Here is a 24,661-nt window from a genome sequence, read left to right as displayed (position 1 = left end):
GCTGCGTTCTTGCCTGCACCGACACGCACGATGGCACGCCCACGACGCACCCGCTGCGCCGTGGGCGGCGCTGTATTGAGTGGCGAGGGCCGATGTCCGCATGCTCGGGCTGCCTGCGGTGCGCCCGAGCCGCGCCAGGGGCCGATGGCACGCGGGCAGCGCATGCGCTGGTTGTCGCTGGGCACTGCGCTGGCCATGCCGGTGCAATGGATGGGCCACGCGCAGCGCGCGACGGGGAGGCTGGTCGGCGCACGGCGGTGTTGATCGCCGGTGCGCTGTTGACGGTGGGATTACGGTTGCGCACGCGCGTGCGCATAGTGGAGTGGACATGATTGCCCGTTTGATCGCGCGTGCCTGCAGTGGCGCCATCCGTACGCTGACCGGTGCGCGTGCGCTGTGGCGCGGCTGCGCGCCCTCCAACGAACGCCGCGTGTATTACGGCAACCACGCAAGCCACGGCGATTTCGTGCTGATCTGGTCGTCGTTGCCGGCCAGCCTGCGGCACCAGGTGCGCCCGGTGGCGGCGGCCGATTACTGGCAGCGCGATGGCCTGCGTCGCTATCTGATCCATGCGGTGTTCAACGGCGTGTTGATCGAGCGCGACCCGGCGCAGCGCACGCGCGACCCGATCGCCTGTCTGTGCGATGCGGTGGATGCAGGCGATTCGTTGATCCTGTTTCCCGAAGGCACGCGCAATCCCGACGAGGGCGTGCTGCCGTTCAAGAGTGGGCTGTATCACCTGGCACGGCAGCGCCCGGAACTGGAGTTCGTGCCGGTGTGGATCGACAACCTCAAGCGCGTGATGCCCAAGGGCAAATGGCTGCCGTTGCCGCTGTTGTGCACCACCACCTTCGGCGTGCCGCTGCGGCTGGCGGCTGACGAAGACAGGCACGCGTTTCTGGCCCGTGCGCGTGAGGCGCTGCTGGCGTTGTCGCCGGATCAGCTGGAGGCACGCGCATGAGCCTGATGGTCTATAGCGGGCAGCTGCAGCGGTCGTCGATGCATGAGCAGACCATATGGTTGTTCAGCGGTATCGCGCTGGTACTGGTCGTGGCGACGCTGATCTCGGAAACCTTGCGCTGGCGCGCACGTGCGCAGCCCAGCGCGGTGTTGGACAACCTGGTCGCGCGTATCCGCGCGTGGTGGGTGATGGCGGCGGTGGTCGGCATCGCCTTCGTGTTCGGGCGCGCCGGGGTGATCGGTCTGTTCGCGCTGGTGTCGCTGTTCGCCCTGCGCGAATTCATCACCCTGACGCCGACGCGGCGCGGCGATTACTATGCGCTGTTGGCCGCGTTCTACATCGTGCTGCCGTGGCAATACGGGCTGGTGTGGACGGGCTGGTACGGCATGTACACCTTGCTGATTCCGGTCTACGCGTTTTTGGTTTTGCCGATCCTGGCCACCATCGGCGGCGACACCACGCGCTATCTGGAGCGCACCGCGAAGGTGCAGTGGGGGCTGATGATCTGCGTGTTCTGCATCTCGCACGTGCCGGCGCTGCTCAATCTGGACATTCCCGGCTATGCCGGGCGCAATCTGCTGTTGATCACGTTCCTGGTGATCGTGGTGCAGTCCTCGGACGTGCTGCAGTACGTGTGGGGCAAGCTGGCCGGCCGCCATCTGATCGCACCCAGGCTGTCGCCGTCCAAGACCGTGGAGGGTTTCATCGGCGGCGTGCTGTCGGCCAGCCTGCTCGGCATGGCGCTATGGTGGATTACCCCGTTCGCGCCGTGGCATGCCTTCGGTCTGGCGCTGGTGGCCAACCTGATGGGGTTTTTCGGTGGCCTGGTGATGTCGGCGATCAAGCGCGATCGCGGCATCAAGGACTGGGGTCACATGATCGAAGGACACGGCGGCGTGCTCGATCGGCTGGACTCGGTGTGCTTCGCCGCCCCGGTGTTCTTCCATCTGATCCGCTACGGCTGGGCGTAAGACCCAGCACCTCAACGTTCACCAGGCGTGCGGTGCCGCTCACCGACGCGGCAACGCGCTTACGATTCCGCAATACCCATTCCCGATTCCCGGCTCACGTCAGCCCGTACTCTTTCAGCTTCTTGCGCAGCGTGGCGCGGTGAATGCCCAGCATTGCCGCCGCACGGCTCTGGTTGCCCTCGCAGTGGTTGAGCACTTCCACGAACAAGGGGATCTCCATCTCGCGCAGCACGATTTCGTAAACATCGTCGGCGTCGCTGCCGTCCAGGTCGCGCAGATAGCGGCGGACGGACTGGGCCACGTGTTCGCGCAGCGGCGACTTCGGTGCGCCACGACTGGTGTCAGGACGAGAGGGGGCTGCGTTCAAAGGAGGTTCCCAGTGTCACGAAGCCGGGACGCGTGGCCGGCGAGGGGGAGTGAGTCTAGCGCGTGACCTCACCGCTCGCCACGCCCGTGTGGCCATCGATGCAGGTCGCGTCTGCTCAGCGGAAGTCGAAACTGAAGGCTGCCGTGCTCGCGGCCGGTTCGCGCACGACAAATGCCACCTGCACCGCCTGGCCTGGCGCGAGCGTGTCCTGCGGCGCCGGCGGCTGGCCCAGATACTCCTGCGGCGCCAGCACGCGGGTGCCGATCACCCGCCCGTCGGCGTCGGACAGCGACAGCTGCAGCCACGGCCAGGCCTGCGCCCAGCGCGCCTCGTTGCGGAAACTGGCCTGGATCTGCAGCACGCCCGGCACCCCGGGAAGCGGGCGCACATCGCGGTTGAGCAGGGTCAGCGCGGCCGGCTCGCGCCAGGCCGGCAGCGTGCAGCGCGCCACCGCGCAGGCCGCGCTCACCAGCGGGCGCCAACGCGCGTCGGCGGCCAGCTGCGCGCGATCGGCGATGACGATCTGCAACGCCAGCAGGCCGACCAGCCCGACCAGCAATGCCCACTGACGCCCACTGGCGCGCAGCCGTGGCCGGGCCAGTGGGCGGCGTGCGAACGCAGGCGCGGCCTGGGCGGGAAGCGGCTGGAACTGGGCATGCGCCGCTGCGCCGGCAGCGCCCGCGCCGCCGCCGCTTGCCGCGGCGTCCCTGTCCGGATCGGTACCGGACGCGGGCGTGACCGCGAGATTGGATGCGGCGCCGTGCTCACGCTCCCGGTCTGCGCTTGTCATGCCGCCGTCAGCTGCGCCATTGGGATCTGCATCGGTCGGCTGTGCGGTGGGAGTGCCGGCGAGCGCGGCGCGGGTATCGCCGGGGCCGGCCGCTTGGCCGTCCGCAGGATCGCCGGGCAGCAGGCGAGTGGCCGATGTGGTCCATGCCAGCCGATCCATCCCGGCGTCTGCCGCGGTCTGGCCGGAATCGCCGCGTGGCAGGGTGATGTCCGCCGGCGCAGCGTCGCTGCGCGGCGTGGTCGCAGGTGGCACAGCCGGTGGCCGGACCAGCGCCGCCGCCGGGGCGGCCACTGGCTCCGCCAACGGCGCCGGCACCAGGTCGCTGGCCGGCACCGGTGGCGCGTGCGCCGGCGCTTCGGCAGCAGGTACCACCGGGGTCGGTATCAGCGAGGGGGCAGCCGGCGTCGCACGCAGGAACGTGGCCAGGGGGCGGCGCGGTGGCGGAGTCTGGGACATCGGCAGGCGTGCAGCGGGAAGAACCCTATTCAACCACGCGCACGCCGATGGGCGAACCCGGGCGCGTCATGCGTGCGGCACGCAGCCGCAAGCGCAGATGCCGCTGCTATCGACTGCGCGCACGCATTCCCATTGGTTGGCCAACCGTCGCGCTGCTGTTACCACCCTGTCGCAGCCCAAGTCCGCATTCCAGCAAAGGCCGCATTCCATCTGACGTGCAAACGGAACGACCGGCACCACATCATCCAAATCCGACGGCGCCGGCTGCCGGCGCCGAGCTTGCCTCACGAATGACGCCCCAAGCAGCCTGCCCCCGATTCCCGATTCCCGAATCAACGCCTGCGCCGCGTCTTGCCTTCGGCCAGCAGCAGATCGAGCAGGCCGCTGCGCTGGCGCGGCGCCAGCGTGTCGAAGCGGGTCAGCAGCACGCGTTGCTGGTCGTCCAGACGGCGGTACTGCGCGGGTTCCTCGGCGATCGCCGACACCGGCGGGCCGAAGGTCCGCTCGCCGCGGCCGGTGGCCAGATATTCGAACGCCATGCCGCTGCGCTTGGCCAGGCCGATCAGGTTTTCCACCGAGGGCGCGGTGCCTTCGGCCATCTCCCACTGCGCCACTGCGCTGCGGGTCACACCCAGCTCGCCGGCCAGGGCTTCCTGGGTCAGCTTGGTCAGCGCGCGAGCCTCACGGACTCGCTCATACAACTTGCTCACACGGCACCGTGAGTGGGAACAGGCCGGGAGATATAGCCCTAGCAGCATCCAGGGATAGTTCGTATGCCTTTCATATACTGATATGTTTGCGATACTGTCAGGATGTCGATGATGACGGGATCACAGCGAACTCAAGGAGGGACGTCGATGGGCGAGCCAGCCGCTTCCAAATCCGCCTGCACGACGGCGCCCGTCGCGGCGCCGGCCGCTCCGCCTGCAGCCGCATGGCCGGCCCATTCACCGCTGGATCCGGCGATCAGTGGCTTTCGTGGCGCGCCGTGTTATCAGGTCTGGCAGCGCCGGGACGCGTGGACGGCCGTGGCCGACGGTACGCAGTGGGCAGCCGGGCTGGCACCGCGTTGGTGGGCGCTGCGCCAGCGGCACTGGCGGCTACTGGCGACGAGTATGGGGCTGCTGGCGCTGGCCGGCGGCCTGGCAAGCCTGGGTCCGCAGACGTGGTCGCCCCCTGCCTGGGCAGCGTTGCTGCTGACTGAGCTGGGGTTGCGCATCCATGTGGCCCGGCAGGCCGGGCCGTGGCGCAGCGCGGCGCTGCGGCGCGCCGGCTGGCAGGCGGTGACCCGCCTGCGCGCCATCAGTGTGGCCGATGCGGTGACCACCGCGCAGATCCGCGCCGGCCGGCCACCCCGCTGACACGGCGCGGCATCAGTGGCGGCGCACGCCGTCGATGCGCATCCAGTCCTCGTCGCGTTCGCAGCGCAGTTGCTCGAACCAGGGCGCGTAGCGGTGCAGCAGCTCTTCTTCCTGACCGTGCAGGATGCCCGACAGCGCAATCCGCCCGCCCGGTGCCACACGGGCGGACAGGACGTCGGCCAGCGCATCCAGCGCCGACGCCAGGATGTTGGCGACCACCACCGGATAGGTCTGTACCGGCTCGTCCTGTGGCAGGTACACCGCCAGCTGGGCCTGCAGGGCGTTGCGCTCGGCATTGTCGGCAGTGGCCAGCAGCGCCTGCGGGTCATTGTCCACACCCACCGCGCTGGCGGCACCGAGCTTCAGCGCGGCGACGGCGAGAATGCCCGAGCCGCAGCCGAAATCGAGCACGCTGCGGCCCTGCAGTTCGCCGCTGCCGGCCAGGCTGTCCAGCCAGCGCAGGCACAGCGCGGTGGTCTGGTGCGTGCCCGAGCCGAACGCCAGGCCCGGATCCAGACGGATCACTGCGGCGTCGGGCGCCTGCGCGGCCTCGGGCAGCGCGTGATTCCACGGCACGATGAAGGTGCGCGCGCCAAACTGCATCGGCTTGAACTGATCCATCCAGGCACGTTCCCAATCGCTGTCATCGACCGTGCGGAACGCGACCTGACTCCAGTCCAGCCCGGGATCGAAGGCTTCCAGCGCGGCGAGCAGCACCAGTGCATCGCTGTCGCCGTCGAACAGCGCGTTCAGCACCATCGTGTTCCACAGCGGCGTTTCGCCGACGCCAGGTTCGAGAATGGCGCGCTCGTTGCTGGTATCGGCATTGGCATCGAGCAGCGTTACCGCCAGCGCGCCGATATCGTCCAGCGCATTCTGGTAACGGGGCTGGGTGGCGTCGGAGCAGGGCAGGGTCAGTTCAAGAAACGGCATCGTGGCAGTCGGGCAATTCGAAAGCGTGCATCGTAGACCATCCGTACAGGCGGACTGCTGCGCGACGGTGTTTCGGCGAGCGGACGTGTCGAGCGCGCGACAACGGCCGATGCCGTCGTCAGATCGACGATGCAGCGCCGTGGCGCCGGCCGCTGCCGGCGCATCACGCGCACGCGCCGGCAACCGACCTGGCGCTGCGCGCCATTCGCACCACGCGTGCAGCGCACCGTCCTCATGCGTTGCACCTGCCTGGTTCGCATCGGCAGCGTCCGCTTGCGCGCCAGCGCGTGCGGATGCGGGTGCTAGACTCCGCGCCGTCGCTGCCGGACTTTCCGCAGCAGGGTCGTCGCCTTCCATGCCGCTTGCTCGTGCCCGCCATCTCTGGCTGTTGCTGGCTCCCGTCGCGCTCGCGGCGGCGGCCTGGTGGCATGTGCGCGCGCAACCGAGCGCCGCGCCCACCGCAGCGCTTTCAGCGGCTACCGGCAGTGCCCGCGCAGGCGCGCTTGCAGCGGTGGCGCACTCGCCTGCCGAACGCAGCGCTGCCCTGCAGCTGCCGTACCGCGATGCGGTGGACGCGCAGCCGGACCTGTACCGCTATGCGCTGCAATTGCAGCGGCAGGTGCGCGCCGGCGATGCACAGGCGGGGTGGCGCCTGAGCCGCGTCTACGATTACTGCGCGCCATATGCGTCCAGCCCGGCCGGCTACGCCGCCGACAGCGCCTGGATCGCCGCGCAACCCACACCCGGCGTGGCGGCGATGCATGCGGCGCGCACCCGCGTGGCGCAACGCTGCGCCGGCTTTGCGCCCAGCGATGGCCTGAGTCCGTGGCTGGTGGCGCAGCAGCGTCACGCGGCCGCGCGTGCAGGCAATCTGGCTGCCGAGGCGGCGTTGCTGGCGCTGGGCGAACCGCTGCAGCGTTCACCGACCTACAAGCGCGCGCTGGTGCAGCGCGTGCTGGCCTCACGCGATCCGGAGGCCTATCTGGCGCTGGCGCCGGCAATGGGCGCGCGCGCCAGCGGCGATGACAGCCTCGACGGGTATGTGGCCGGCGATCAGTTCGCCGAGCTGGCCTGGCAGGTGGCTGCGTGCCGGCTCGGGCTGGATTGCAGCGCGGACAGCACCCTGGTCACCAGTTACTGCGCCAACGCGGGCATCTGCTCGCGCGACAGCGCACAGGGTTTCGTGTCGTTCGTATTCGATGCCGCGGTGCCGCGGCAGGGAGCAGACAGAGTGGATGAGATGGTCGATAGCTTGGTCTCCGAGCCGGGAGCGCAGTCATGAATTACCGTCGCCTGGCGCATGGCGCCAAGTTCTGGTTCTGGGTCGCGTTGTTTGTGGCGTATTCGGCCGCGGCCGTGGGCATCGTGATGATCGACACCGCCGATCACCGCTACCAGCCGCTGTCGGTCAAGTCGACCACGGTCGCCGCCGACGAACAGCAGCGACGGCACGGTGCCAGCCAGGTGGCTGCGGTGTACCGCGCCAGCAGCGCGATGCCGTTTTCGACATTGCCGGCCGGCTCCACCTTCCAGGTGGTATGGCCGGATGGATCCACCGAAACCATGACCGTGGTCGACCCGGCCTCCTCCAGCGGCATCGTGCCGGTGCCGGGCAGCCAGCAGCCTGCGCCGCGGCGCTGAACGATGCAGCGCATCGCGTCCCGATGCGGGCGCGATGCGCATCCGCGCGGACGACTGAAGATCTGCGCAGCGGATCCGGCAGCACCCCGGATACGGTAGGAGCGCACCCGGGCGCGACCGCGCTTTATCGGTGGAACCTCGTTGCGCCCGGGTGCGCTCCTACGCATGGGTCGGCTGGCCGCATAGTGTTGCCGGTGCGGGGTGTCGTCGGGCCGCGTGCCTGGCCTGCGTGAAGCACTGCCGGCGCGATGCACCGGGAAACAACGCAACAAGCCCGGTTTCCCGGGCCTGTTGCGCGGTGCACTGGCCAGTGCGATCAGACCAGCGCGATCGACTTGTTCTTGCGCTCGGCCAGGCGCTTTTCCAGATAGTGGATGTTCTGCCCGCCGGCCTGGAAGCCCTTGTCGCGCATGATGCGTTGCTGCAGCGGGATATTGGTCTTGATGCCGTCCACCACCATCTCGCTCAGCGCCACGCGCATGCGCGCGATCGCGGTCTCGCGGTCGGGGCCATGCACGATCAGCTTGCCGATCATCGAGTCGTAGTTCGGCGGCACCTTGTAGCCGGCGTAGATGTGCGTGTCCACACGCACGCCCGGGCCGCCGGGCGGATGGAACGCGGTGATCAGGCCCGGGTTGGGCATGAAGGTTTCCGGGTCCTCGGCGTTGATGCGGCACTCGATCGCATGCCCGCGCAGCACGATGTCGCTCTGCTTGATGGTCAGCTTGCGGCCGGCGGCAATGCGCAACTGCTCGCAGACCAGATCGATGCCGGTGATGCGCTCGGTGACCGGATGCTCCACCTGGATACGCGTGTTCATTTCGATGAAGTAGAAACGCCCGTCTTCGAACAAAAACTCGAAGGTGCCCGCGCCGCGATAGCCGATGCGGATGCAGGCATCCACGCAGACCTTGCCGATCTCGTTGCGCAGCTCTTCGGTGATGCCCGGGGCCGGCGCTTCTTCCACCACCTTCTGGTGGCGGCGCTGCATCGAGCAATCGCGTTCGCCCAGATGGATCGCACCGCCCTGGCCGTCGGCCAGCACCTGGATTTCCACGTGGCGCGGATTTTCCAGGAACTTCTCCATGTAGACCTGATCGTTGCTGAAGGCGGCCTTGGCTTCGGACTTGGTGGTTTCGATGGCGGCCTTCAACGCGGCCTCCGAATGCACCACACGCATGCCGCGCCCGCCGCCGCCGCCGGCGGCCTTGATGATCACCGGGTAGCCGATCTCGCGCGCCACCTTGGTGTTGGCGACGATGTCCTCGCCCAGCGGGCCGCCCGAACCGGGCACGCACGGCACGCCGGCGGCCTTCATCGCGCGGATCGCCTCGACCTTGTCGCCCATCAGGCGGATGGTGTCGGCCTTGGGGCCGATGAAGATGAAGCCGGATTCTTCCACGCGCTCGGCAAAGTCGGCGTTTTCCGACAAAAAGCCGTAGCCGGGATGGATGGCCTGCGCATCGGTCACCTCGGCCGCGGCGATCAACGCCGGGATGTTGAGATAACTGTCGCTGGAGGCAGCCGGGCCGATACACACCGACTCGTCGGCCATGGCCACGTGCTTGAGGTTGCGGTCGACCGTGGAATGCACCGCGACCGTGCGGATGCCGAGCGTGTGGCACGCGCGCAGGATGCGCAGCGCGATTTCACCTCGGTTGGCGATGACGACTTTATCTAGCATGGGATTGGGGATTCGAGAGTGGGGATTCGTAGAGGGCGCCGGGCTCGCGCAGATGGCGCGATTCGTCCAGCGTGCGGATCAATGCATTGAGCCTGGCAAACGTGCGATTCAAAAGATCCAGGGTTGCCGTATCGGGCGAACCGAACTGCAGCCGTGCGGCAATCTGCAGTTGCGTATCCAGCTCCGCCAGCGAACCCCGCGCCATCGACAGATAACGCAGGTACTCGGCAGTGGAACGCCGCGCGGCGCCTTCGGCGATGTTGGAGGGCACGCTGATCGCAGCGCGCCGCATCTGTGCCGTCAGTCCGAAGCGTTCGGAATCAGGAAAGTCGTGGCTCAGGCGGTAGATCGCTTCGACAAGCGACATCGCATCGCGCCAGACCATCAGGCGTTCATGCGGTCGCTCTTGCGAATCCCGAATCACGACTCTCCCATCCCCGCCGCTCAGCCAATCACGAACAACGGCTGATCGAATTCCACTGGCTGGCCGGTTTCGCTGAGGATGGCCACGATGGTGCCGGAGACGTCGGCTTCGATCGGGTTGAACATCTTCATCGCCTCGATGATCGCCAGCGTCTCGCCGGCCTTGACCTGCTGGCCGACGCTGACGAAGGCCGGCTTGTCCGGCGAGGGCGAGGTGTAGAAGGTGCCGACCATCGGCGCGCGCAGCACGTGGCCTTCCGGCAGGGCGGCAGCCTGCTTGGCGCCGCCGGTGGAGGCCTCGGTGGGCGACTGCATCGGCATGCTGGCCGCGGCCGGGGCCTGCGCGGGCGGGGCGGGTGCGTACTGCTGCACCGGCGCGCTCATCACGGTGGTGCCCTTGGGCACGCGCGCCAGGCGCACGCTTTCTTCGCCTTCCTTGATCTCGATTTCGGCGAGATTGGATTCTTCGAGCAGGTCGATCAGTTTCTTGATTTTGCGGAGATCCATACGGGCCTCATGAGGTGAATCGGTGGAGGTTGCCGGCGGCTGCCGGCGGAATGGGGTCAGGCCGTCGGCGCAGGCGCCGGCGTGGGTGAGCGGGATGTCATGCGTCGCGTTCCAGCCGCGCGATCACCGCTTCCAGCGCCAGCCGGTAGCTGTCGGCGCCAAAGCCGCAGATCACGCCATCGGCCTTGTCGCTGAGATAGCTGTGGTGGCGGAACGGCTCGCGCGCATGCGGGTTGGACAGGTGGATTTCCACGAACGGCAGGCCCACACCCAGCAGCGCATCGCGCAGCGCCACCGAGGTATGGGTGAAGGCGGCCGGGTTGATCAGGATGTAGACGGTGCCGTCCTCGCGCGCGGCGTGGATGCGCTCCACCAGCACGTGTTCGGCATTGGACTGCAAACAGGCCAGCGTATGCCCGGCGGCCTGCGCACGGTCCACCAAGGCCGCATCGATCTGCGCCAGCGTGGTGCGCCCGTAGACATCCGGCTCGCGGGTACCGAGCAGGTTGAGGTTGGGGCCGTGCAACAGCAGCAGGTGGGCCATGACATCCCGGAGAGCGGAAAGGCCGGAAGTCTGCGCGATGTCGCCGATGCTGTCCAGATAGACGAAGTTATGCTTGTTTTAAACGTATGTTTTAAATCTGGACGTGCAGGCCGGCCGAATCTGTGTCGGTGGGGCAGTGTGGCTCGGTTGAAGCTGCGGGCAATCGTCGGCGACGATGCGCATGCACCTTTGGTCGCTGTGTCTGCATCGGCACCGCGCCCGAGGGCGGACGTATCGCGGCGGTGTCCCTGCGATCCGGCAAGGACACGCGCCGGGGCCTGGCCAAACCACTCGCCCTGGCAGGAAATGACGCTTTAACGTCGTTGCTGACCACCCCACGTACGTGAAGAATCGCCGCTCTTCATCACCTGCGAATGCACATGGCACCCTCCCCTGTTCAACGTTTGGCCCGTCATGCTGCCTGGGCGATGTGTGTCGTTCTGGCCGGCTGTGCGGAACCACTGTCCAAGCCGGTATCGCCCATGGAGGCGAGGGTGGATGGCTCGGTAACCGTGCAGGAACTGATACCGCCCTATCGGGCCCGCGCAGGACGTGCCCGCCCGGTGGTCGTGGTGGTGGGCGGCAACGCGGGCGTGGAAGTCAGCGATTTCCTGGTGCCCTTCGGTCTCCTCTCGCGTGCCGGCTCCATGGACGTGCTGGCGGTGACCCTGGATACGGGGCCGCTTTCGACATTCACGGATCTTGGAAGCGTCGGCTTCCGAATCGCCACGGACATGACCGTGGCCCGCTTCGATGCCAGCCACCCACAAGGTGCCGATTACATCGTTGTCCCCGCCCAGGCAGCGGCGCCGCGGCTCATCGCATGGCTGACGCAGCAGGCCGGGCAGGGGGCCACGATCGTCACGATCTGCAACGGTGCCCTCATCGCCGCGCAGATGGACATGTTCGACGGGCGACGCGCCACGGCGCATTGGTCGACCGCTTCACGCCGTGCAAAGTCGTTCCCCGGCATTCGCTGGACCCCCAATCGGCGCTACATCGCGGACGGGAACTGGATATCGACCGCCGGCGTCAGTGCAGCCATTCCCGCATCGATCGCGCTAGTGGAGGCCATCAGTGGTCGCGAAAAAGCGCAGGAGTTGGCTTCTACGGTCGGCGCACGCGAGTGGTCATCGCGGCACAACAGCGATGCGTTCCGCCCCCGAGGCATTGCAGCCGCATGGCCGCTGGCCAAGGTGCTGTACACCAATCGATGGCTGCATGGGCGTGACCGGATCGAGGTACTCGGCAGCACTGGAGTGGATGAAGCAACGCTGGCGCTGACGGTGGACGCCTATGCCAGCACCGGCCGCGGCCACACCTCTCTGGTCTCCGACACCGGCGCGTCCGTTGTGACACGCCATGGGCTCGTGCTTGTTCCCGATCGACAGCGAACGCCAGGCGACGCAGCGGTGCTTTTGGTCCCGGCCGACCCGATGCCTGTGCGGGCATTGGAGGGTGCGCTCGATGGCATCCTGAAGCGCTATGGTCAAGCGACGGCCACCGGCGTTGCGTTGGCGTTCGAGTATCCCGATTACCTGCGCTGACCGCACAAGGCTCCCATGTCCGATTCCGTCCCTCCGCGTCATGTGGTGCTGCTTGCCCACGAGAACATGAATGTTCTCGACCTGACCGGACCGGTCCAGGCGCTACACACGGCCAATCAATGCAGGCCTGCGGCCGTCGGCAGCCTGCGCTACGACATCACCGTTGCGTCGGAGAACGGCAGATTGGTGACCACCAGCGCCGGTCTCCAGCTGATGTCCGTGGCGCTTGCGTCACTGGACGGCATGGCAATTGATACGTTGATGGCTCCAGGCGGCTGCCGTGGCGCCGTCTACGAGGTGTCCGACGGGTTGGTCGCCTGGGTGGCCGCACGCGGCGCCAGCGTGCGCAGGCTGTGTTCGATCTGTACCGGCGCCTTTCTGCTTGCCGCCGCCGGTCAGCTCGATGGCCGGCGTGCAGCGACCCATTGGGATTGGGCAGGCCGGCTTTCCAGCCTGTATCCCGGCGTCCGCGTGGACGCCGACAGGATCTTCGTGCGCGATGGCAACGTCTGGTCGTCGGCCGGCGTCACCGCCGGCATCGACCTGACGCTTGCGCTGATCGAGGACGACCACGGCCACCGGCTTGCGATCGATGTGGCCCGTCAGCTGGTGGTATTCGTCAAGCGCGCCGGCGGCCAGTCGCAGTTCAGTGCGCCGCTGTCGGCGCAATCCTCGGCCGGCGGCGATTTCGCCGAGCTGCACGCGTGGATGGCGGCCAACCTGCACGACGATCTGCGTGTAGAAAAACTTGCCGAGCGCATGAATCTGTCGCCGCGCACCTTCGCCCGCGCCTATCGACGCACCTGTGGCGTAACCCCGGCCAAGGCCGTGGCGATACTGCGGCTGGAAGCGGCGCGCCGCTTGCTGGAAGGCGGCAGCCTGCCCATCAAGCGCATTGCCGGCATCACCGGGCTATCGGACGAGCAAACCGTGCGGCGCGCCTTTCTGCGCATGTTCGGAGTCACACCCAGCGACTACCGCGATCGCTTCCAGAGTGCTGCCGCCGATACCGCCTGATCCAGTGGCTGAAACGATGCTCAGCGCTTCACTTCACCGCGCCGCGCGCAGCAACGCATCCTCGGTGATCGCGTTGGTCAGCACGGTCGGCAGCACCGCCGGTGGTGCGCCGGGGCCGTACACCACGTACAGCGGCACGCCGACGGCCTGGTGCTGGTCGAGGAAGGCGCTGATCCTGGGGTCGACGTTGGTCCAGTCGCCTTTCATGTAGACCGCGTCGACGCGGCGCAGCGCATCGCGGAAGTCGGCGCCGCTCAACACGTTCTTCTCGTTGGCCTTGCAGGTCACGCACCAGTCGGCGGTCATGTTGACGAACACCACGCGGTTGTCGGCGCGCAGGCGGTCCAGCAGCTGCGGCGAGAACGCCACCACGCCTTCGGCGGCAGTGGCGGCCGGCAGGCGCAGGCGGGTGACCCCGACCACCGGCACGATCGCCAGCACCAGCATTACCGCAGCCAGGCCCATGCCGACGCGATGGCTCTTCCAGCGGCTGCGCTCGAAGCAGAACAGGCCCAGCGCCAGCAGGGTGGCGCCGACCAGCATCAGCGCCAGCGCGTCCACGCCGCGCTGCTTGCCCAGCACCCACAGCAGCCAGACCGCAGTCAGATACATCGGGAACGCCAGCACCTGCTTGAGCGTCTCCATCCACGCGCCGGGCGTGGGCAGGCGCCGCGCCAGCGAGGGAATGAAGCCGATCAGCAGGAACGGCAGCGCCAGGCCCAGGCCCAGCGCCAGGAACACCAGCATCGCCAGCAGTGCCGGGGCGGTGAATGCGTACGCCAGTGCGGTGCCCATGAACGGGGCGATGCAGGGGCTGGCCACCACGCAGGCCAGCACGCCGGTGAAGAAATCGCCCAGCGGGCCATTGCGCGCTGCCAGCGACTGGCCGATGCCGCCCAGATTGCCGCCCAGCGTGAACACGCCCGACAGGCTCAGGCCCACCGCAAACATCAGATAGGCCAGCGCCGCGACGAACCACGGCTGCTGCAGCTGGAAGCCCCAGCCGGCCGCCTGCCCGGCCGCACGCAGGCCGATCACCAGCGCGCCGATCGCCGCAAACGACACCAGCACGCCCAGCGAGTACCAGATCGCATGGCTGCGCGCGTGGCTGTGGCTTTCGCCGCTGTGGGCCAGGCCCAGTACCTTCAGCGACAGGATCGGCAGCACGCAGGGCATCAGGTTCAACACCAGCCCGCCGAGCAGGGCCAGCACCAGCATTGCCAGCAAGCCCTTGTCGGTGTGCGGCGGCTGGGTGCGTTGCGGATTGTCGGCCGAGGCATCCGCGGCCGGCACTGCAGTCGCCGCGGGCGTCGGTGCCGGCTCCGGCTCTGCGGGCAGCTGCCCGGCGGGCAGCGGCGAAATCATCAGCGGTGCCGCCTGCGCCTGGTTCTGCGGCGACACCGTGCCGGCGGGCAACTCCAGCGCAACGCGACGGGTCATCGGCGGGTAGCAGATGCCGTCGGCCTGGCAGCCCTGGAAGGTCGCCACCAGGGTCGCCTTGACCGGTTCGGCGTGCTCGCGCAGCAGCGGCAGGGTGACTTCGGCCTGGTCGAAATACACCACCACATCGCCGAAGTGTTCATCGCGGTGCGCCTTGCCCTGCGGCCAGCGCGGCAGCCCGGGACGTACGCCGCCGGCGCCTTCCAGCGCCAGCGAGGTGCGGTCGCGGTAGATGTAGTAGCCGGGCGCGGGGGTGAAGCGCAGCAGCAGGCTATTGCCGTCGCCGACGATGGCTTCGAAGGTAAATGCCTGTTCGGCCGGCAGCGGCAGGGCGTCCACGCCGGCGGCCTGACCGGTGCTGCCGAACAGCCGCGGACCTGCCGGTGCGCGCGGCACCAGCGCGCCCAGGTTCTCGCGCTGGGCAGCGGGCGTCGCGGCGGGAGCCGCGGCATCGGGCAGGCGCACGCGCAGTTCGCGGCGTTGCGGCGGGTAGCACACGCCGGCGTCGGCGCAGCCCTGGTACTGCACCTGCAGCACCGCGGTCCGCAACCCGGCATCGGCCTTGCCGGCCAGCGTGGCCTGCAGTTGCTTGCGGTAGGTCTGCACCTGGCCGAAGAACTCGTCGTGCTTGCTCTGGCCTTCCGGCAGCGCCAGCTCGCCGGCGGCAAAGCCTTGCCCGGATTTGACGCTGATGCGGTGGCGATACAGGTAGTAGCCCGGCGCGATCTTCCAGCGCAGCGCGATGCTGTCGCGGCTGTCGGCGGTGGCGCTGAGCGTGAAGGCCTGGTCCACCGGCAGCAGGTCGGCCTCGCTGACCGCGGCCTGCGCGGGCAGGGGCGCCACCAGCGCCAGCGGCGCGGCGAGCAACGGTACGGCCAGCAGTGCGCAGCGGGCGATCCAGCGGGACAGAGACTTCATGGACGTCAGGATTCCTTGCGGGTTTCGGCCCGGACCCAATCGAGATACGCCGGCAGCCCGGCGCTGGCTTGGACCGCGATCGCCTCCGGCAGTTCATACGGATGCAGCGCCCGCAGCCGCGCGATGGCGTCCGGCACGCGGTCTTCCCAGGTCTTGATCAACAGCTGCACTTCCTGGCTGCATTCGATCGCCCCGTTCCAGCGGTACAGCGACTGCACGCAGGGCAACTGGGTGACGCAGGCGGCCAGGCGCTCGTCCAGCAGCGCGCGCGCGATGCGCTCGGCGCTGTCGGCATCCGGGCAGGTGCTGAACAACAGATGGAGAGAAGAGGCGCTCATGTGACCGCGCAGTGTAATCCCCTGTCTGCAGGGGATCGACCGTAGATTCCGGAACAGGGCGTCAAGTTCGCTGAGCCTGGCGGCTGGCCGGCGATACCGGCCCTGCGCCTGCCCGCTGATGTTGAATGTCGCAGGCCGACGACTCGCGCGCCTGCTGCGTGGTCGGGCACGTGGATTGCCGCTGCAGGCCGTCTCCCGGCCCGGCGCTTGGGGCGCCGGGCCGGGGCCGGATCAATCGGCCAGCTGGCAGCTGGCCGGCTTGGCCGAGGTGAACAGGCTCGAGGTCGCCCATTCGGGATGATCCACGAACGGATTGCGGTTGCCCTGGAAGCTGAAGATCACCTGGTTGCGCGCCCGCTCGGCATCGTCCGGCGGGTCGGCCTGGTGCCAGGCCAGCAGCGTGGACAACAGGCCCATATAGGCCGGCGAGGCCGAGGTCTGCACGATCTTGCTGCGGTCGTCGGTGAGTTCCAGGTCCGGCTCGGACTGCCCGGTGGCTGCGTCGGTACCGCCTTCGTAGCGGATCGCCATGTACATCACCGCACGCGCCATGTCGCCCTTGCGCTTGCCCCACACCTCGAAGGTGCCGCCGTTGCCATCCGGGGTGCGCACCCAGTTGGAATTGCCCGGATAGCGCCCGCTGCCGCCGCCACTGCCGTCATTGACCTCGGTGACCCGCTCGCCGCAGCTGCTGGTGCAGGCCGCGTAGGGCTTGTTGCCGCGGTCGGCGTTGAAGGCGGTGTCGGTGAGATACAGCATGTGGGTGTCGGTGTAGGGCGCATACGGCAGCCCCTTGTCGCCGCTGGCGCTGCCAAAGCCCAGCGAATTGGGCCAGGTGTGCTCGCGGTTGTAGGTCAGCCCGCTCCCGGTGCCGGCGCGGTCGCTGCCCTTGGCGTAGCTGCGGTTGCGGTAGGCGTCCAGGATCCGGCCGCTGTTATTGGGATCCTCATCGGCCATCTCCAGGATGGTCCAGGTGCTGGTGCCCGAGCCGCTGTACGGATAGACCGTGTGGCCCTTGATCACCGTATGCAGCGAACAGCGCAGTTGGCTGGCATCGGCGGTGTTGACCCGTGCGTAGTAGCCGGTGCCGCCGCCGCTGGCGGTGGCCACGGTGAAGGCGATGGACTGGTTGGCCGCCGGGCTCAGCCCGCTGGCATCGCGGATGGCGCTGGCGGTGATCGCCAGGGTGCAACGCTCGCCACCGACCAGGGCGGTGTTGGTCGACAGGCTGAAACGTGTGCCGCTGGTCGGGTAGCTCAGCGCCACCGTGCCGGAGCTGGCACAGCTAAGTGCGAAGGCGCCGCTGCTCAGCGTCACCGCCTCGCTGAAGCCCACGCTCAGGTCGCCGGCGGCGGGAAAGCCGGTCGCGCCCTGGGCCGGGGTGGTGCTGGTGATCGTCGGTGCCGCGCCGGTCTCGCCGCCACCGCCGCTGCCGTTGAAACTCTGGCCGCGGTTGCACGCGCCGAAGGTCTGCGCCGACGAGCCGGTCCAGCTGAAGTTGGCCGCGCTGCTGCCGGTGCCGGTCAGTTGCAGTGAGCTGCCGACCGCGCTGCTGTTGCTCTCGCTGACCGGCAGGTTCTGGCTGGTGATGCCGGCGGCGGGCCCGCCGCTGGCGGTGATGGCGCCTTCGTAACTGAGGAACTGCACCAGCTGCCCGTTGGGGTCGACCAGCGCCACGCCGTCGTTGGGTCCGTTCTGCACGCCGTTGCTGGCGTAGCCCACCGTGGCCACGCGCACCTGGCTGCCGCAGCTGACCAGGCTGCCGGCCGGCACCGCCGTATTGGCGTAGACCGTGGCCGCGCCCGGCGCGCTGCCGTTGTACAGATAGATGCGGTAGCCGCTCAGCGATTCGCCGGCGGTGGCCACCACTTCCACCCCTTCGCCGCTGTCGCCGGAGGCGCCCGCGTCGTCGTAATGCAGTTCGTTGATGAACACCGACGCGTGGGCGGTGGGGACGGCCAGCGCGAGCGCACAAGCCAGGGGAAGCGTGCAGCTCGGGGACCAGCTCACGGAGAAAACACGGGCACGGGACGGCAACCTCATCGACAGCTCCTTGTGATCGGGGAATGCGTTGCCGACTGTAGGACGTGCGCATGACAGCCGGTGGAACCCGGTTCCATTTTTAGAGCGCCTGACAAAACGACTGCGCAGCCGCCAGCCGGGCGCGGCCGGTGCTCGGAACCGGTATGTACCACTCGTACACTCCGGTTCCGAGCGCGCCGTCCACACCCACCTGACGACTGCTTGCGACGTTTTGTCGGCCGCTCCTATGCGGTTGCTCCAGCGGCTGCTCGATACCCACTGCTGGCGTCCCAATGTCTGGTGACCGGTGCCAGGTATGGCAGGCCATTGCACAGCCCGGTTCCAAATCCGCTGTCCGTCGCCAGCCGGCGACCTGCCTGTGGGGTGTGTCGGCCACGCTGTGGCCCTCGCACGGAACTGCCCGGCGAAAAATTTTTGCCGCCCAGCCCTTGAAAGCTGCCCACACAGCACAATCTCTGGCCCGCACCCGCTCTGTCGGGTTTTTTCCGCGCGCTGTGCTGGCAGTCGTCACATGCGAGTGCTAACATCGCCGATAATTTCCAGACCAATCAATCACTTAAGAGGGTCTTTCTCTATGAGCATCAAGCCGCTTCACGACCGCGTTGTAGTCAAGCCGATCGAAGCCGACGAAGTTTCCGCCGGCGGCATCGTGATCCCGGACTCCGCCAAGGAAAAGTCCACCAAGGGTGAAGTCGTCGCCATCGGCGCCGGCAAGCCCCTGGACAACGGCAGCCTGCGCGCGCCGGTGGTCAAGGTCGGCGACAAGGTCATCTACGGTCAGTACGCCGGCAGCAGCTACAAGTCCGAAGGCGTCGAGTACAAGGTGCTGCGCGAAGACGACATCCTGGCGGTCATCGGCTGATAGCCGTTGCCGGCGGGATTCGGGAGTGGGGATTCGGGATTGGTCACTGCGCTTGGCGCAGCTGATCCCGCATCTCCCCCGAACCCCGCTCTAGCCAATCCCCAATCCCCAATCTCAAATTCCGGAGTTACAACAAATGGCTGCTAAAGACATTCGTTTCGGTGAAGACGCACGTACCCGTATGGTTCGTGGCGTCAACGTGCTTGCCAATGCCGTCAAGGCAACCCTGGGCCCGAAGGGCCGCAACGTCGTGCTCGAGAAGAGCTTCGGCGCGCCGACCATCACCAAGGACGGCGTCTCCGTCGCCAAGGAAATCGAACTGGCTGACAAGTTCGAGAACATGGGCGCGCAGATGGTCAAGGAAGTCGCTTCCAAGACCAACGACAACGCTGGTGACGGCACCACCACCGCCACCGTGCTGGCCCAGGCCCTGATCCGCGAAGGCGCCAAGGCCGTGGCCGCCGGCATGAACCCGATGGATCTCAAGCGCGGTATCGACCAGGCCGTCAAGGCCGCCGTCATCGAGCTGAAGAACATCTCCAAGCCCACCACCGACGACAAGGCGATTGCCCAGGTCGGCACCATCTCGGCCAACTCGGACGAATCGATCGGCAACATCATTGCCGAAGCGATGCAGAAGGTCGGCAAGGAAGGCGTGATCACCGTTGAAGAAGGCTCGGGCCTGGAAAACGAGCTGGACGTGGTCGAGGGCATGCAGTTCGATCGCGGCTACCTCTCCCCGTACTTCATCAACAACCAGCAGAGCCAGTCGGCCGACCTGGACGACCCATTCATCCTGCTGCACGACAAGAAGATCTCCAATGTGCGCGACCTGCTGCCCGTGCTGGAAGGCGTGGCCAAGGCCGGCAAGCCGTTGCTGATCGTCGCTGAGGAAGTCGAAGGCGAAGCGCTGGCGACCCTGGTGGTCAACACCATCCGTGGCATCGTCAAGGTCGTGGCCGTCAAGGCACCGGGCTTCGGCGACCGTCGCAAGGCGATGCTGGAAGACATGGCCGTGCTGACCGGCGGCACCGTGATCTCCGAGGAAGTGGGTCTGGCGCTGGAGAAGGCCACGATCAAGGACCTCGGCCGCGCCAAGAAGGTGCAGGTCTCCAAGGAGAACACCACCATCATCGACGGCGCCGGCGATTCGGCCACGATTGAAGCCCGCGTTGGCCAGATCAAGACCCAGATCGAAGACACCTCGTCCGATTACGACCGCGAGAAGCTGCAGGAGCGCGTGGCCAAGCTGGCCGGTGGCGTTGCAGTGATCAAGGTCGGCGCGTCGACCGAAATCGAAATGAAGGAAAAGAAGGCCCGCGTCGAAGACGCCCTGCACGCTACCCGTGCAGCCGTCGAAGAAGGCGTGGTCCCGGGCGGCGGTGTGGCCCTGGTGCGTGCGCTGGTGGCCGTCGGTAACCTGACCGGTGCCAACGAAGACCAGACCCACGGCATCCAGATCGCCCTGCGCGCGATGGAAGCCCCGCTGCGTGAGATCGTGGCCAATGCCGGCGAAGAGCCGTCCGTGATCCTGAACAAGGTCAAGGAAGGCACCGGCAACTACGGTTACAACGCCGCCAACGGCGAGTTCGGCGACATGGTCGAGTTCGGCATCCTGGATCCGACCAAGGTCACCCGCTCGGCGCTGCAGAACGCCGCCTCGATCGCCGGCCTGATGATCACCACCGAAGCCATGGTGGCCGATGCACCGAAGAAGGACGAGCCGGCGATGCCGGCCGGCGGTGGCATGGGCGGCATGGGCGGCATGGATTTCTGATCCAGGCCACTCGGCTGTCGCAGCACAAAGGACCCCGCCGAAAGGCGGGGTTTTTTTATGGGCGGCAAGATGGATGGCGCAAAATCCGCTCGTCGATTGGTCGTGCGTGACCACGCAGACCCCATGACCTCGTAGGAGCGCACCAGGGCGCGAAGAGGCTTCACCGGGAACGCTCCAGTCGCGCCCAGATGCGCTCCTACGCGGCGCCAATGCCGCAGCCCCAACCGTGTCGAACCCGCGCGTGCATGGCCACGCAGATCCCATGACCTCGTAGGAGCGCCCCAGGGCGCGAAGAGGCTTCACCGGGAATGCCCCAGTCACGCCCAGGTGCGCTCCTACGCGGCGCCGATGCCGCGGCCCCAACCATGTCGAACCCGCGTGTGCATGGCCCCGCGACCTCGTAGGAGCGCCCCAGGGCGCGAAGAGGCTTCACCGGGAACGCCCCAGTCGCGCCCAGATGCGCTCCTACGCGGCGCCGATGCGACCACCGGCCCGCGCAATCGGTTCGCGGCCCCAACCGTGTGGAACCCTGCGCCATTCACCAAAATGCGAGCCCCATCACACTTGCATGACAATGTGTTGACACCGATGTCATCGCAGCCCTAGCGTCGTTGCGCAGGCGCTTGCGCCGAACGGTCGGGGGGCCATCGGACAGGGGGTAGCGATGCGGTGCATCGCTCGCAGGCGTCGTTGCAGTGAAACGCCATGCCGGCCGCGCCGGCCTCTCCCGGGGATCTTATGAACTGCCGCAGTCATCGCCTTGCCTTGTCGATTTCCTTATCCCTTGCCCTGACCGCAGCGGTCGCACCGTCGGCTGCTGCCCAGCAGGCCGAGCCGGATCAACCGCGTGCCACCTCCACCCTGGATGCGGTCAGCGTCACCGGTTCGCGCATCAAGCGCGCGCAGGTCGAAGGCGCGCAGCCGGTGGTCACCATCTCCGCGCAGCAAATTCAGCAAGAAGGCTTTGCCACCGTCTACGACGTGCTCAACAGCATGAACCAGCAGGGATCGGTGGAGGCCGATACGCAATGGGGCTCGCATACGCCCAACGCCTCGCCGATCAACCTGCGCGACCTGGGGCCGGGCCGCACCCTGTTGCTGGTCAACGGGCACCGCGTGGCCGATTACCCGCTGCCCTACGGCGGCGAGAGCAACTTTTCCAACTACAGCAACATCCCGTCCGCGGCGGTGGAGCGCATCGACATCCTGACCGGCGGCGCTTCGGCGATCTACGGCTCGGACGCGGTGGCCGGCGTGGTCAACGTGATCCTCAAGCGCGATTACCAGGGCGATCAGGTGCGGCTGCGCGGCGGCACTGCCACCGAAGGTGGCCGCGACAGTTTCGACGTGTCCTGGGCGGGCGGGCGCACCGGCGAGAACTGGAGCCTGACCTACGCGCTGCAGGCCACCCGGCGCGATCCGTTGAGCGGGCGCGATCGCCCCGAGATGGACGACTCCGACGACATGTCCTATTCCAACTGGACCGGCCAGAACCGCCTGTACGGCTTCAATCCGTTCACCGGCCTGAGCCTGGTCGATGCCAACACCAACGAACGTCTCGCACCGCCTGCCGGCACCTGTGCGCGCTTCGGCGGCGAGTTCATCGACGGGCAGCGGCTGAGCTACAACCAGAACACCGGTGCGCTCACCAATGCCGGCGACTATTGCGGCGTGGCCCGCGACTACGGCGACTGGGGGCTGGTCACCGGCAGCGAGGACTACTCGGCCTATCTCTACGGCACCTGGAAGTTCGGCGAGCACACCGAAGCCTGGGCCACGCTGTCGGCCAACCGCAGCATCGGCCGTTGGACCTATGACCCGCCGTACGTGTACCTGGGCCCGTTCCAGGACGCCGACACCGGCCGCTCGCTGTATGCGATCCGGCAGCTCACACGGCGCGAGGCCGGCGGTTGGGACCGCCTGGCCAACTACAACAAGGAGCAGTCCTGGGACCTGAGCGCCGGCTTGCGCGGTGCGTGGGCCGACCGCTTCGACTGGGAGTTGAGCGTGGGCCGCTCGCGCTACACGGTGGACGAATACGTACGCACCGTGGACACCGCCCGCGCCACCGATTATTTCCTCGGCAGCCCCACCGGCTCCGCCGCCGACGGCACGCCGATCTATGCGATCAACCAGGCGCGCCTGTATGCACCGCTGTCCTCGAGCGAGTACGACGACCTGGTCGCCAAATCGCATAACTCGGCGTATTCGTGGGTGAACCAGGCCAGCTTCAGCCTGAGCGGCGATCTGGTGCAGGGCTGGGCCGGGCCGATCCGCTTCGCCACCGTGGCCGAAGTCGCCAAGCAGGGCTACCAGTTGTCGCCCGACCCCTGCGCCAACGAGTGCTATCCGGTCGATGTGGTGGACAGTGGCGGCGGCGAGCGCATGCGCAGTTCGGCCGGGCTGGAATTGCAGATTCCGCTGCTGTCGACGTTGAGCGCCAATGTCGCCGGTCGCTACGATCGCTACGGCAGTTACCGCTCTTCGGCGGCGATTCCGACCGATGTCGGCACCCAAAGCGACACCACCTGGAGCGCGGGTCTGGAATGGCGCCCGGTCGACAGCCTGTTGTTGCGCAGCACGCTGGCCACCAGCTTCCGCGCGCCGGACATGCATTACGTGCTCGGCGAACCCAGCTCCACCAACCAGACCGTGATCGATCAATACCGCTGCATCGCCACCGGCGCGTATCTCACCGGCGGCTGCAACGACGAGAACAGCAACATCTACTACACCGTGGATGTGAACCGTCGCGGCACGCCGGATTTGCGCTCGGAAACCGGCCGCTCGTTCACCGGCGGGGTGGTGTGGGACATCGTGCAGGGCCTGTCGCTGAGCGTGGACTACTACCGCATCGAGCTGGAGGAAATGATCAAGGATCTGGACCGCGACGAGATCCTCTCGGCCGAAGCCGGCTGCCGCACCGGCACCACCATCAGCGGCGGCGCCTGGAACAATCCCGGCGGCGCCGGCTACTGCGACACCATCACCTCGCGCGTGCTGCGCAACGCCGATGGCACCATCGCCAGCATCGAGCGCGGCCCGATCAACCTGGCGCAGATGGAAACCTCCGGCATCGACGCCTCGCTGAAATACCGGCTTGCCACTGCGGGCTGGGGCAACTTCCAGTTGTCGCTGGACTACAACAACCTGCTGGCCTATCGCGAGCAGATCTACCGCACCGACAGCGACGAAAACCGCCGCGACGAACGCGTGCGCAGCCGTGTGCGTGGCAGCGTGCATTGGGACAACGGCGGCGCCTGGGACTGGACGGTGTACTTCCGCCGGCTCGGCTCCATGCGCGCGGTTAACTGGGGCACCTGCGAGCGCTTCGACGACGGCTACCAACCCAGCGCCTCGGACGCATGCGTGGTCACCGACACCGCCAACGTGCATCTGGGCGAGAGCAGCAAGCGCTACTTCGGCCGCGTCGGCCCGGCGATCTACTGGAACCTCAGCACCGGCTACAAGATCACCGACCACGCCAAGGTCAACTTCTACGTCAACAACGTGTTCAACGAAGTGGGCTACGAGAACAAGGAGCGCTTCTACGGCTACGGTTTCTACAACACCACCTTGTTCAACCCGATCGGCCGCGAAGTGGCGGCGGAATATGTGTTCACCTTCTGAGTGAACGTGGCGGCCGCATCGCACGTCACGGCATGGCGCCGTGGCGTGCGCTGCAGTGTCGCTGCCACGTGCTCAGGCACGTCGTGACGCCGTTGGCCCCAGGCTTGCCAGCGCGCGCGTGGCGATGCCGCCATCTTGTCGTGCGACGTGATGGTCGGCGCGGCACACGCAACTCGCAGGCTCCCCCGTGGGGCACCGCTGCAACGTTCCGTTGCCGATGAAACAGTGGCAACGGCCAAACGTGCGTGGTATCAATGCACCCAATGAACGCACCCCGCAGCCAGTTTTACTTTTGGTACTACGGTTTTCCGATGCCGCTGGCGGAGGACGGATTGCGCTCAACCTGAAGAAACCTTCAGCAGCATTCCCGAAAAGCCGCCAGCGCACACTGGCGGCTTTTTTGTTGCCGCCGCGCCTGGCTCCCTGATGCAACACCGCCCACCGAGACACT

The 24,661-nt window shown here is 67.4% G+C and carries 22 protein-coding genes, 1 other RNA gene and 1 pseudogene; 13 read left to right on the top strand and 11 right to left on the bottom strand.

Annotated features, from left to right (window positions below):
- Window positions 1-79: 79 nt before the first annotated feature.
- From XarjCFBP7645_RS22010 to XarjCFBP7645_RS19060, 3 genes and pseudogenes are all read left to right on the top strand, one after another.
- Window positions 80-332, top strand: a pseudogene (locus XarjCFBP7645_RS22010) (CDP-alcohol phosphatidyltransferase family protein); the annotation flags it as partial.
- Window positions 329-961: a lysophospholipid acyltransferase family protein gene (locus XarjCFBP7645_RS19065; protein WP_104538698.1), complete on the top strand. Its 633-nt coding sequence runs from the start codon at window positions 329-331 to the stop codon at window positions 959-961. The pseudogene XarjCFBP7645_RS22010 and the gene XarjCFBP7645_RS19065, both read left to right, overlap by 4 nt.
- Window positions 958-1,932 (top strand): phosphatidate cytidylyltransferase, encoded by a 975-nt coding sequence (locus XarjCFBP7645_RS19060; RefSeq protein WP_181126387.1) that lies wholly within the window; start codon window positions 958-960, stop codon window positions 1,930-1,932. Before XarjCFBP7645_RS19065 ends, XarjCFBP7645_RS19060 begins: the two co-directional genes overlap by 4 nt.
- 94 nt (window positions 1,933-2,026) lie before the next feature.
- Here the strand turns inward: XarjCFBP7645_RS19060 and fis are convergent, their stop codons facing one another.
- From fis to XarjCFBP7645_RS19045, 3 genes are all read right to left on the bottom strand, one after another.
- Window positions 2,027-2,299 carry a DNA-binding transcriptional regulator Fis gene (gene fis, locus XarjCFBP7645_RS19055; protein ID WP_002804983.1) on the bottom strand — a complete coding sequence of 91 codons (273 nt, stop codon included), beginning with the start codon at window positions 2,297-2,299 and terminating at the stop codon, window positions 2,027-2,029.
- Window positions 2,300-2,414: 115 nt separating this feature from the next.
- On the bottom strand, window positions 2,415-3,545 hold the full coding sequence (locus tag XarjCFBP7645_RS19050; protein ID WP_104538697.1) for a DUF3426 domain-containing protein: 1,131 nt from the start codon (window positions 3,543-3,545) through the stop codon (window positions 2,415-2,417).
- 332 nt (window positions 3,546-3,877) lie between these two features.
- Window positions 3,878-4,255 carry a helix-turn-helix transcriptional regulator gene (locus XarjCFBP7645_RS19045; RefSeq protein ID WP_104534518.1) on the bottom strand — a complete coding sequence of 126 codons (378 nt, stop codon included), beginning with the start codon at window positions 4,253-4,255 and terminating at the stop codon, window positions 3,878-3,880.
- A gap of 147 nt (window positions 4,256-4,402) precedes the next feature.
- Here XarjCFBP7645_RS19045 and XarjCFBP7645_RS19040 point away from each other — a divergent pair, with 147 nt between their 5' ends.
- On the top strand, window positions 4,403-4,906 hold the full coding sequence (locus XarjCFBP7645_RS19040) for a hypothetical protein (RefSeq protein WP_104538696.1): 504 nt from the start codon (window positions 4,403-4,405) through the stop codon (window positions 4,904-4,906).
- Window positions 4,907-4,918: 12 nt separating this feature from the next.
- Here XarjCFBP7645_RS19040 and prmA read toward each other — a convergent pair whose 3' ends face one another.
- Window positions 4,919-5,839, bottom strand: coding sequence for a 50S ribosomal protein L11 methyltransferase (gene prmA / locus XarjCFBP7645_RS19035; protein WP_104538695.1), 921 nt, complete (start codon window positions 5,837-5,839; stop codon window positions 4,919-4,921).
- A gap of 355 nt (window positions 5,840-6,194) precedes the next feature.
- Between prmA and XarjCFBP7645_RS19030 the strand changes: the two genes are divergently transcribed.
- Window positions 6,195-7,121: a hypothetical protein gene (locus XarjCFBP7645_RS19030; RefSeq protein WP_104538694.1), complete on the top strand. Its 927-nt coding sequence runs from the start codon at window positions 6,195-6,197 to the stop codon at window positions 7,119-7,121.
- Window positions 7,118-7,480: a hypothetical protein gene (locus tag XarjCFBP7645_RS19025; RefSeq protein ID WP_047126172.1), complete on the top strand. Its 363-nt coding sequence runs from the start codon at window positions 7,118-7,120 to the stop codon at window positions 7,478-7,480. The genes XarjCFBP7645_RS19030 and XarjCFBP7645_RS19025 overlap by 4 nt, the downstream gene beginning before the upstream one ends.
- Before the next feature lie 316 nt (window positions 7,481-7,796).
- On the opposite strand, the gene accC is transcribed toward XarjCFBP7645_RS19025, so the two are convergent.
- The 4 genes from accC to aroQ all read right to left on the bottom strand — a co-directional run bounded on the left by accC (window position 7,797) and on the right by aroQ (window position 10,638).
- Entirely contained in the window at window positions 7,797-9,164 is a 1,368-nt protein-coding gene (gene accC, locus XarjCFBP7645_RS19020) for an acetyl-CoA carboxylase biotin carboxylase subunit (RefSeq protein ID WP_104538693.1), read from the bottom strand.
- Window positions 9,154-9,531, bottom strand: a complete 378-nt coding sequence (locus XarjCFBP7645_RS19015) for a four helix bundle protein (RefSeq protein WP_241235786.1) — start codon at window positions 9,529-9,531, stop codon at window positions 9,154-9,156. The genes accC and XarjCFBP7645_RS19015 overlap by 11 nt, the downstream gene beginning before the upstream one ends.
- Window positions 9,532-9,608: 77 nt before the next feature.
- Complete coding sequence (accB, locus tag XarjCFBP7645_RS19010) at window positions 9,609-10,094, bottom strand: acetyl-CoA carboxylase biotin carboxyl carrier protein (RefSeq protein ID WP_104538692.1); 486 nt, start codon at window positions 10,092-10,094, stop codon at window positions 9,609-9,611.
- Window positions 10,095-10,191: 97 nt separating this feature from the next.
- Window positions 10,192-10,638, bottom strand: a complete 447-nt coding sequence (gene aroQ / locus XarjCFBP7645_RS19005) for a type II 3-dehydroquinate dehydratase (RefSeq protein ID WP_104538691.1) — start codon at window positions 10,636-10,638, stop codon at window positions 10,192-10,194.
- Window positions 10,639-11,018: 380 nt separating this feature from the next.
- On the opposite strand from aroQ, the gene XarjCFBP7645_RS19000 reads away from it, so the two are divergent.
- Together XarjCFBP7645_RS19000 and XarjCFBP7645_RS18995 are read left to right on the top strand one after the other, a co-directional pair.
- A complete protein-coding gene (locus XarjCFBP7645_RS19000) occupies window positions 11,019-12,185 on the top strand; it encodes a DJ-1/PfpI family protein (RefSeq protein WP_104538874.1) in 1,167 nt (388 codons plus the stop codon).
- 15 nt (window positions 12,186-12,200) lie between these two features.
- A complete protein-coding gene (locus XarjCFBP7645_RS18995) occupies window positions 12,201-13,202 on the top strand; it encodes a GlxA family transcriptional regulator (RefSeq protein ID WP_104538690.1) in 1,002 nt (333 codons plus the stop codon).
- Between the two features lie 33 nt (window positions 13,203-13,235).
- Here the strand turns inward: XarjCFBP7645_RS18995 and XarjCFBP7645_RS18990 are convergent, their stop codons facing one another.
- From XarjCFBP7645_RS18990 to XarjCFBP7645_RS18980, 3 genes are all read right to left on the bottom strand, one after another.
- Window positions 13,236-15,560, bottom strand: coding sequence for a protein-disulfide reductase DsbD family protein (locus XarjCFBP7645_RS18990; RefSeq protein WP_104538689.1), 2,325 nt, complete (start codon window positions 15,558-15,560; stop codon window positions 13,236-13,238).
- A 5-nt stretch (window positions 15,561-15,565) separates the two neighbouring features.
- Complete coding sequence (gene cutA / locus XarjCFBP7645_RS18985) at window positions 15,566-15,898, bottom strand: divalent-cation tolerance protein CutA (RefSeq protein WP_104538688.1); 333 nt, start codon at window positions 15,896-15,898, stop codon at window positions 15,566-15,568.
- Between the two features lie 231 nt (window positions 15,899-16,129).
- Window positions 16,130-17,941 carry an endonuclease gene (locus XarjCFBP7645_RS18980; protein WP_104538687.1) on the bottom strand — a complete coding sequence of 604 codons (1,812 nt, stop codon included), beginning with the start codon at window positions 17,939-17,941 and terminating at the stop codon, window positions 16,130-16,132.
- 143 nt (window positions 17,942-18,084) lie between these two features.
- Between XarjCFBP7645_RS18980 and XarjCFBP7645_RS18975 the strand changes: the two genes are divergently transcribed.
- The 5 genes from XarjCFBP7645_RS18975 (at window position 18,085) to XarjCFBP7645_RS21495 (ending at window position 24,637) form a co-directional block, all read left to right on the top strand.
- Window positions 18,085-18,161: non-coding RNA, sX9 sRNA (locus XarjCFBP7645_RS18975), on the top strand.
- Window positions 18,162-18,515: 354 nt separating this feature from the next.
- Window positions 18,516-18,803, top strand: coding sequence for a co-chaperone GroES (locus XarjCFBP7645_RS18970; protein WP_003483210.1), 288 nt, complete (start codon window positions 18,516-18,518; stop codon window positions 18,801-18,803).
- Window positions 18,804-18,939: 136 nt separating this feature from the next.
- Window positions 18,940-20,580, top strand: a complete 1,641-nt coding sequence (gene groL, locus XarjCFBP7645_RS18965; protein WP_011035771.1) for a chaperonin GroEL — start codon at window positions 18,940-18,942, stop codon at window positions 20,578-20,580.
- 738 nt (window positions 20,581-21,318) lie between these two features.
- Window positions 21,319-24,210, top strand: a complete 2,892-nt coding sequence (locus tag XarjCFBP7645_RS18960; RefSeq protein WP_104538686.1) for a TonB-dependent receptor plug domain-containing protein — start codon at window positions 21,319-21,321, stop codon at window positions 24,208-24,210.
- A 217-nt stretch (window positions 24,211-24,427) separates the two neighbouring features.
- Window positions 24,428-24,637, top strand: coding sequence for a hypothetical protein (locus XarjCFBP7645_RS21495; RefSeq protein WP_146096372.1), 210 nt, complete (start codon window positions 24,428-24,430; stop codon window positions 24,635-24,637).
- Window positions 24,638-24,661: the final 24 nt, after the last annotated feature.

This window comes from Xanthomonas arboricola (assembly GCF_002940665.1).
Classification (GTDB): domain Bacteria; phylum Pseudomonadota; class Gammaproteobacteria; order Xanthomonadales; family Xanthomonadaceae; genus Xanthomonas; species Xanthomonas arboricola_B.
Note: the sequence above shows the minus strand (reverse complement) of the source record. Positions and strands in the feature narration are given on the sequence as shown.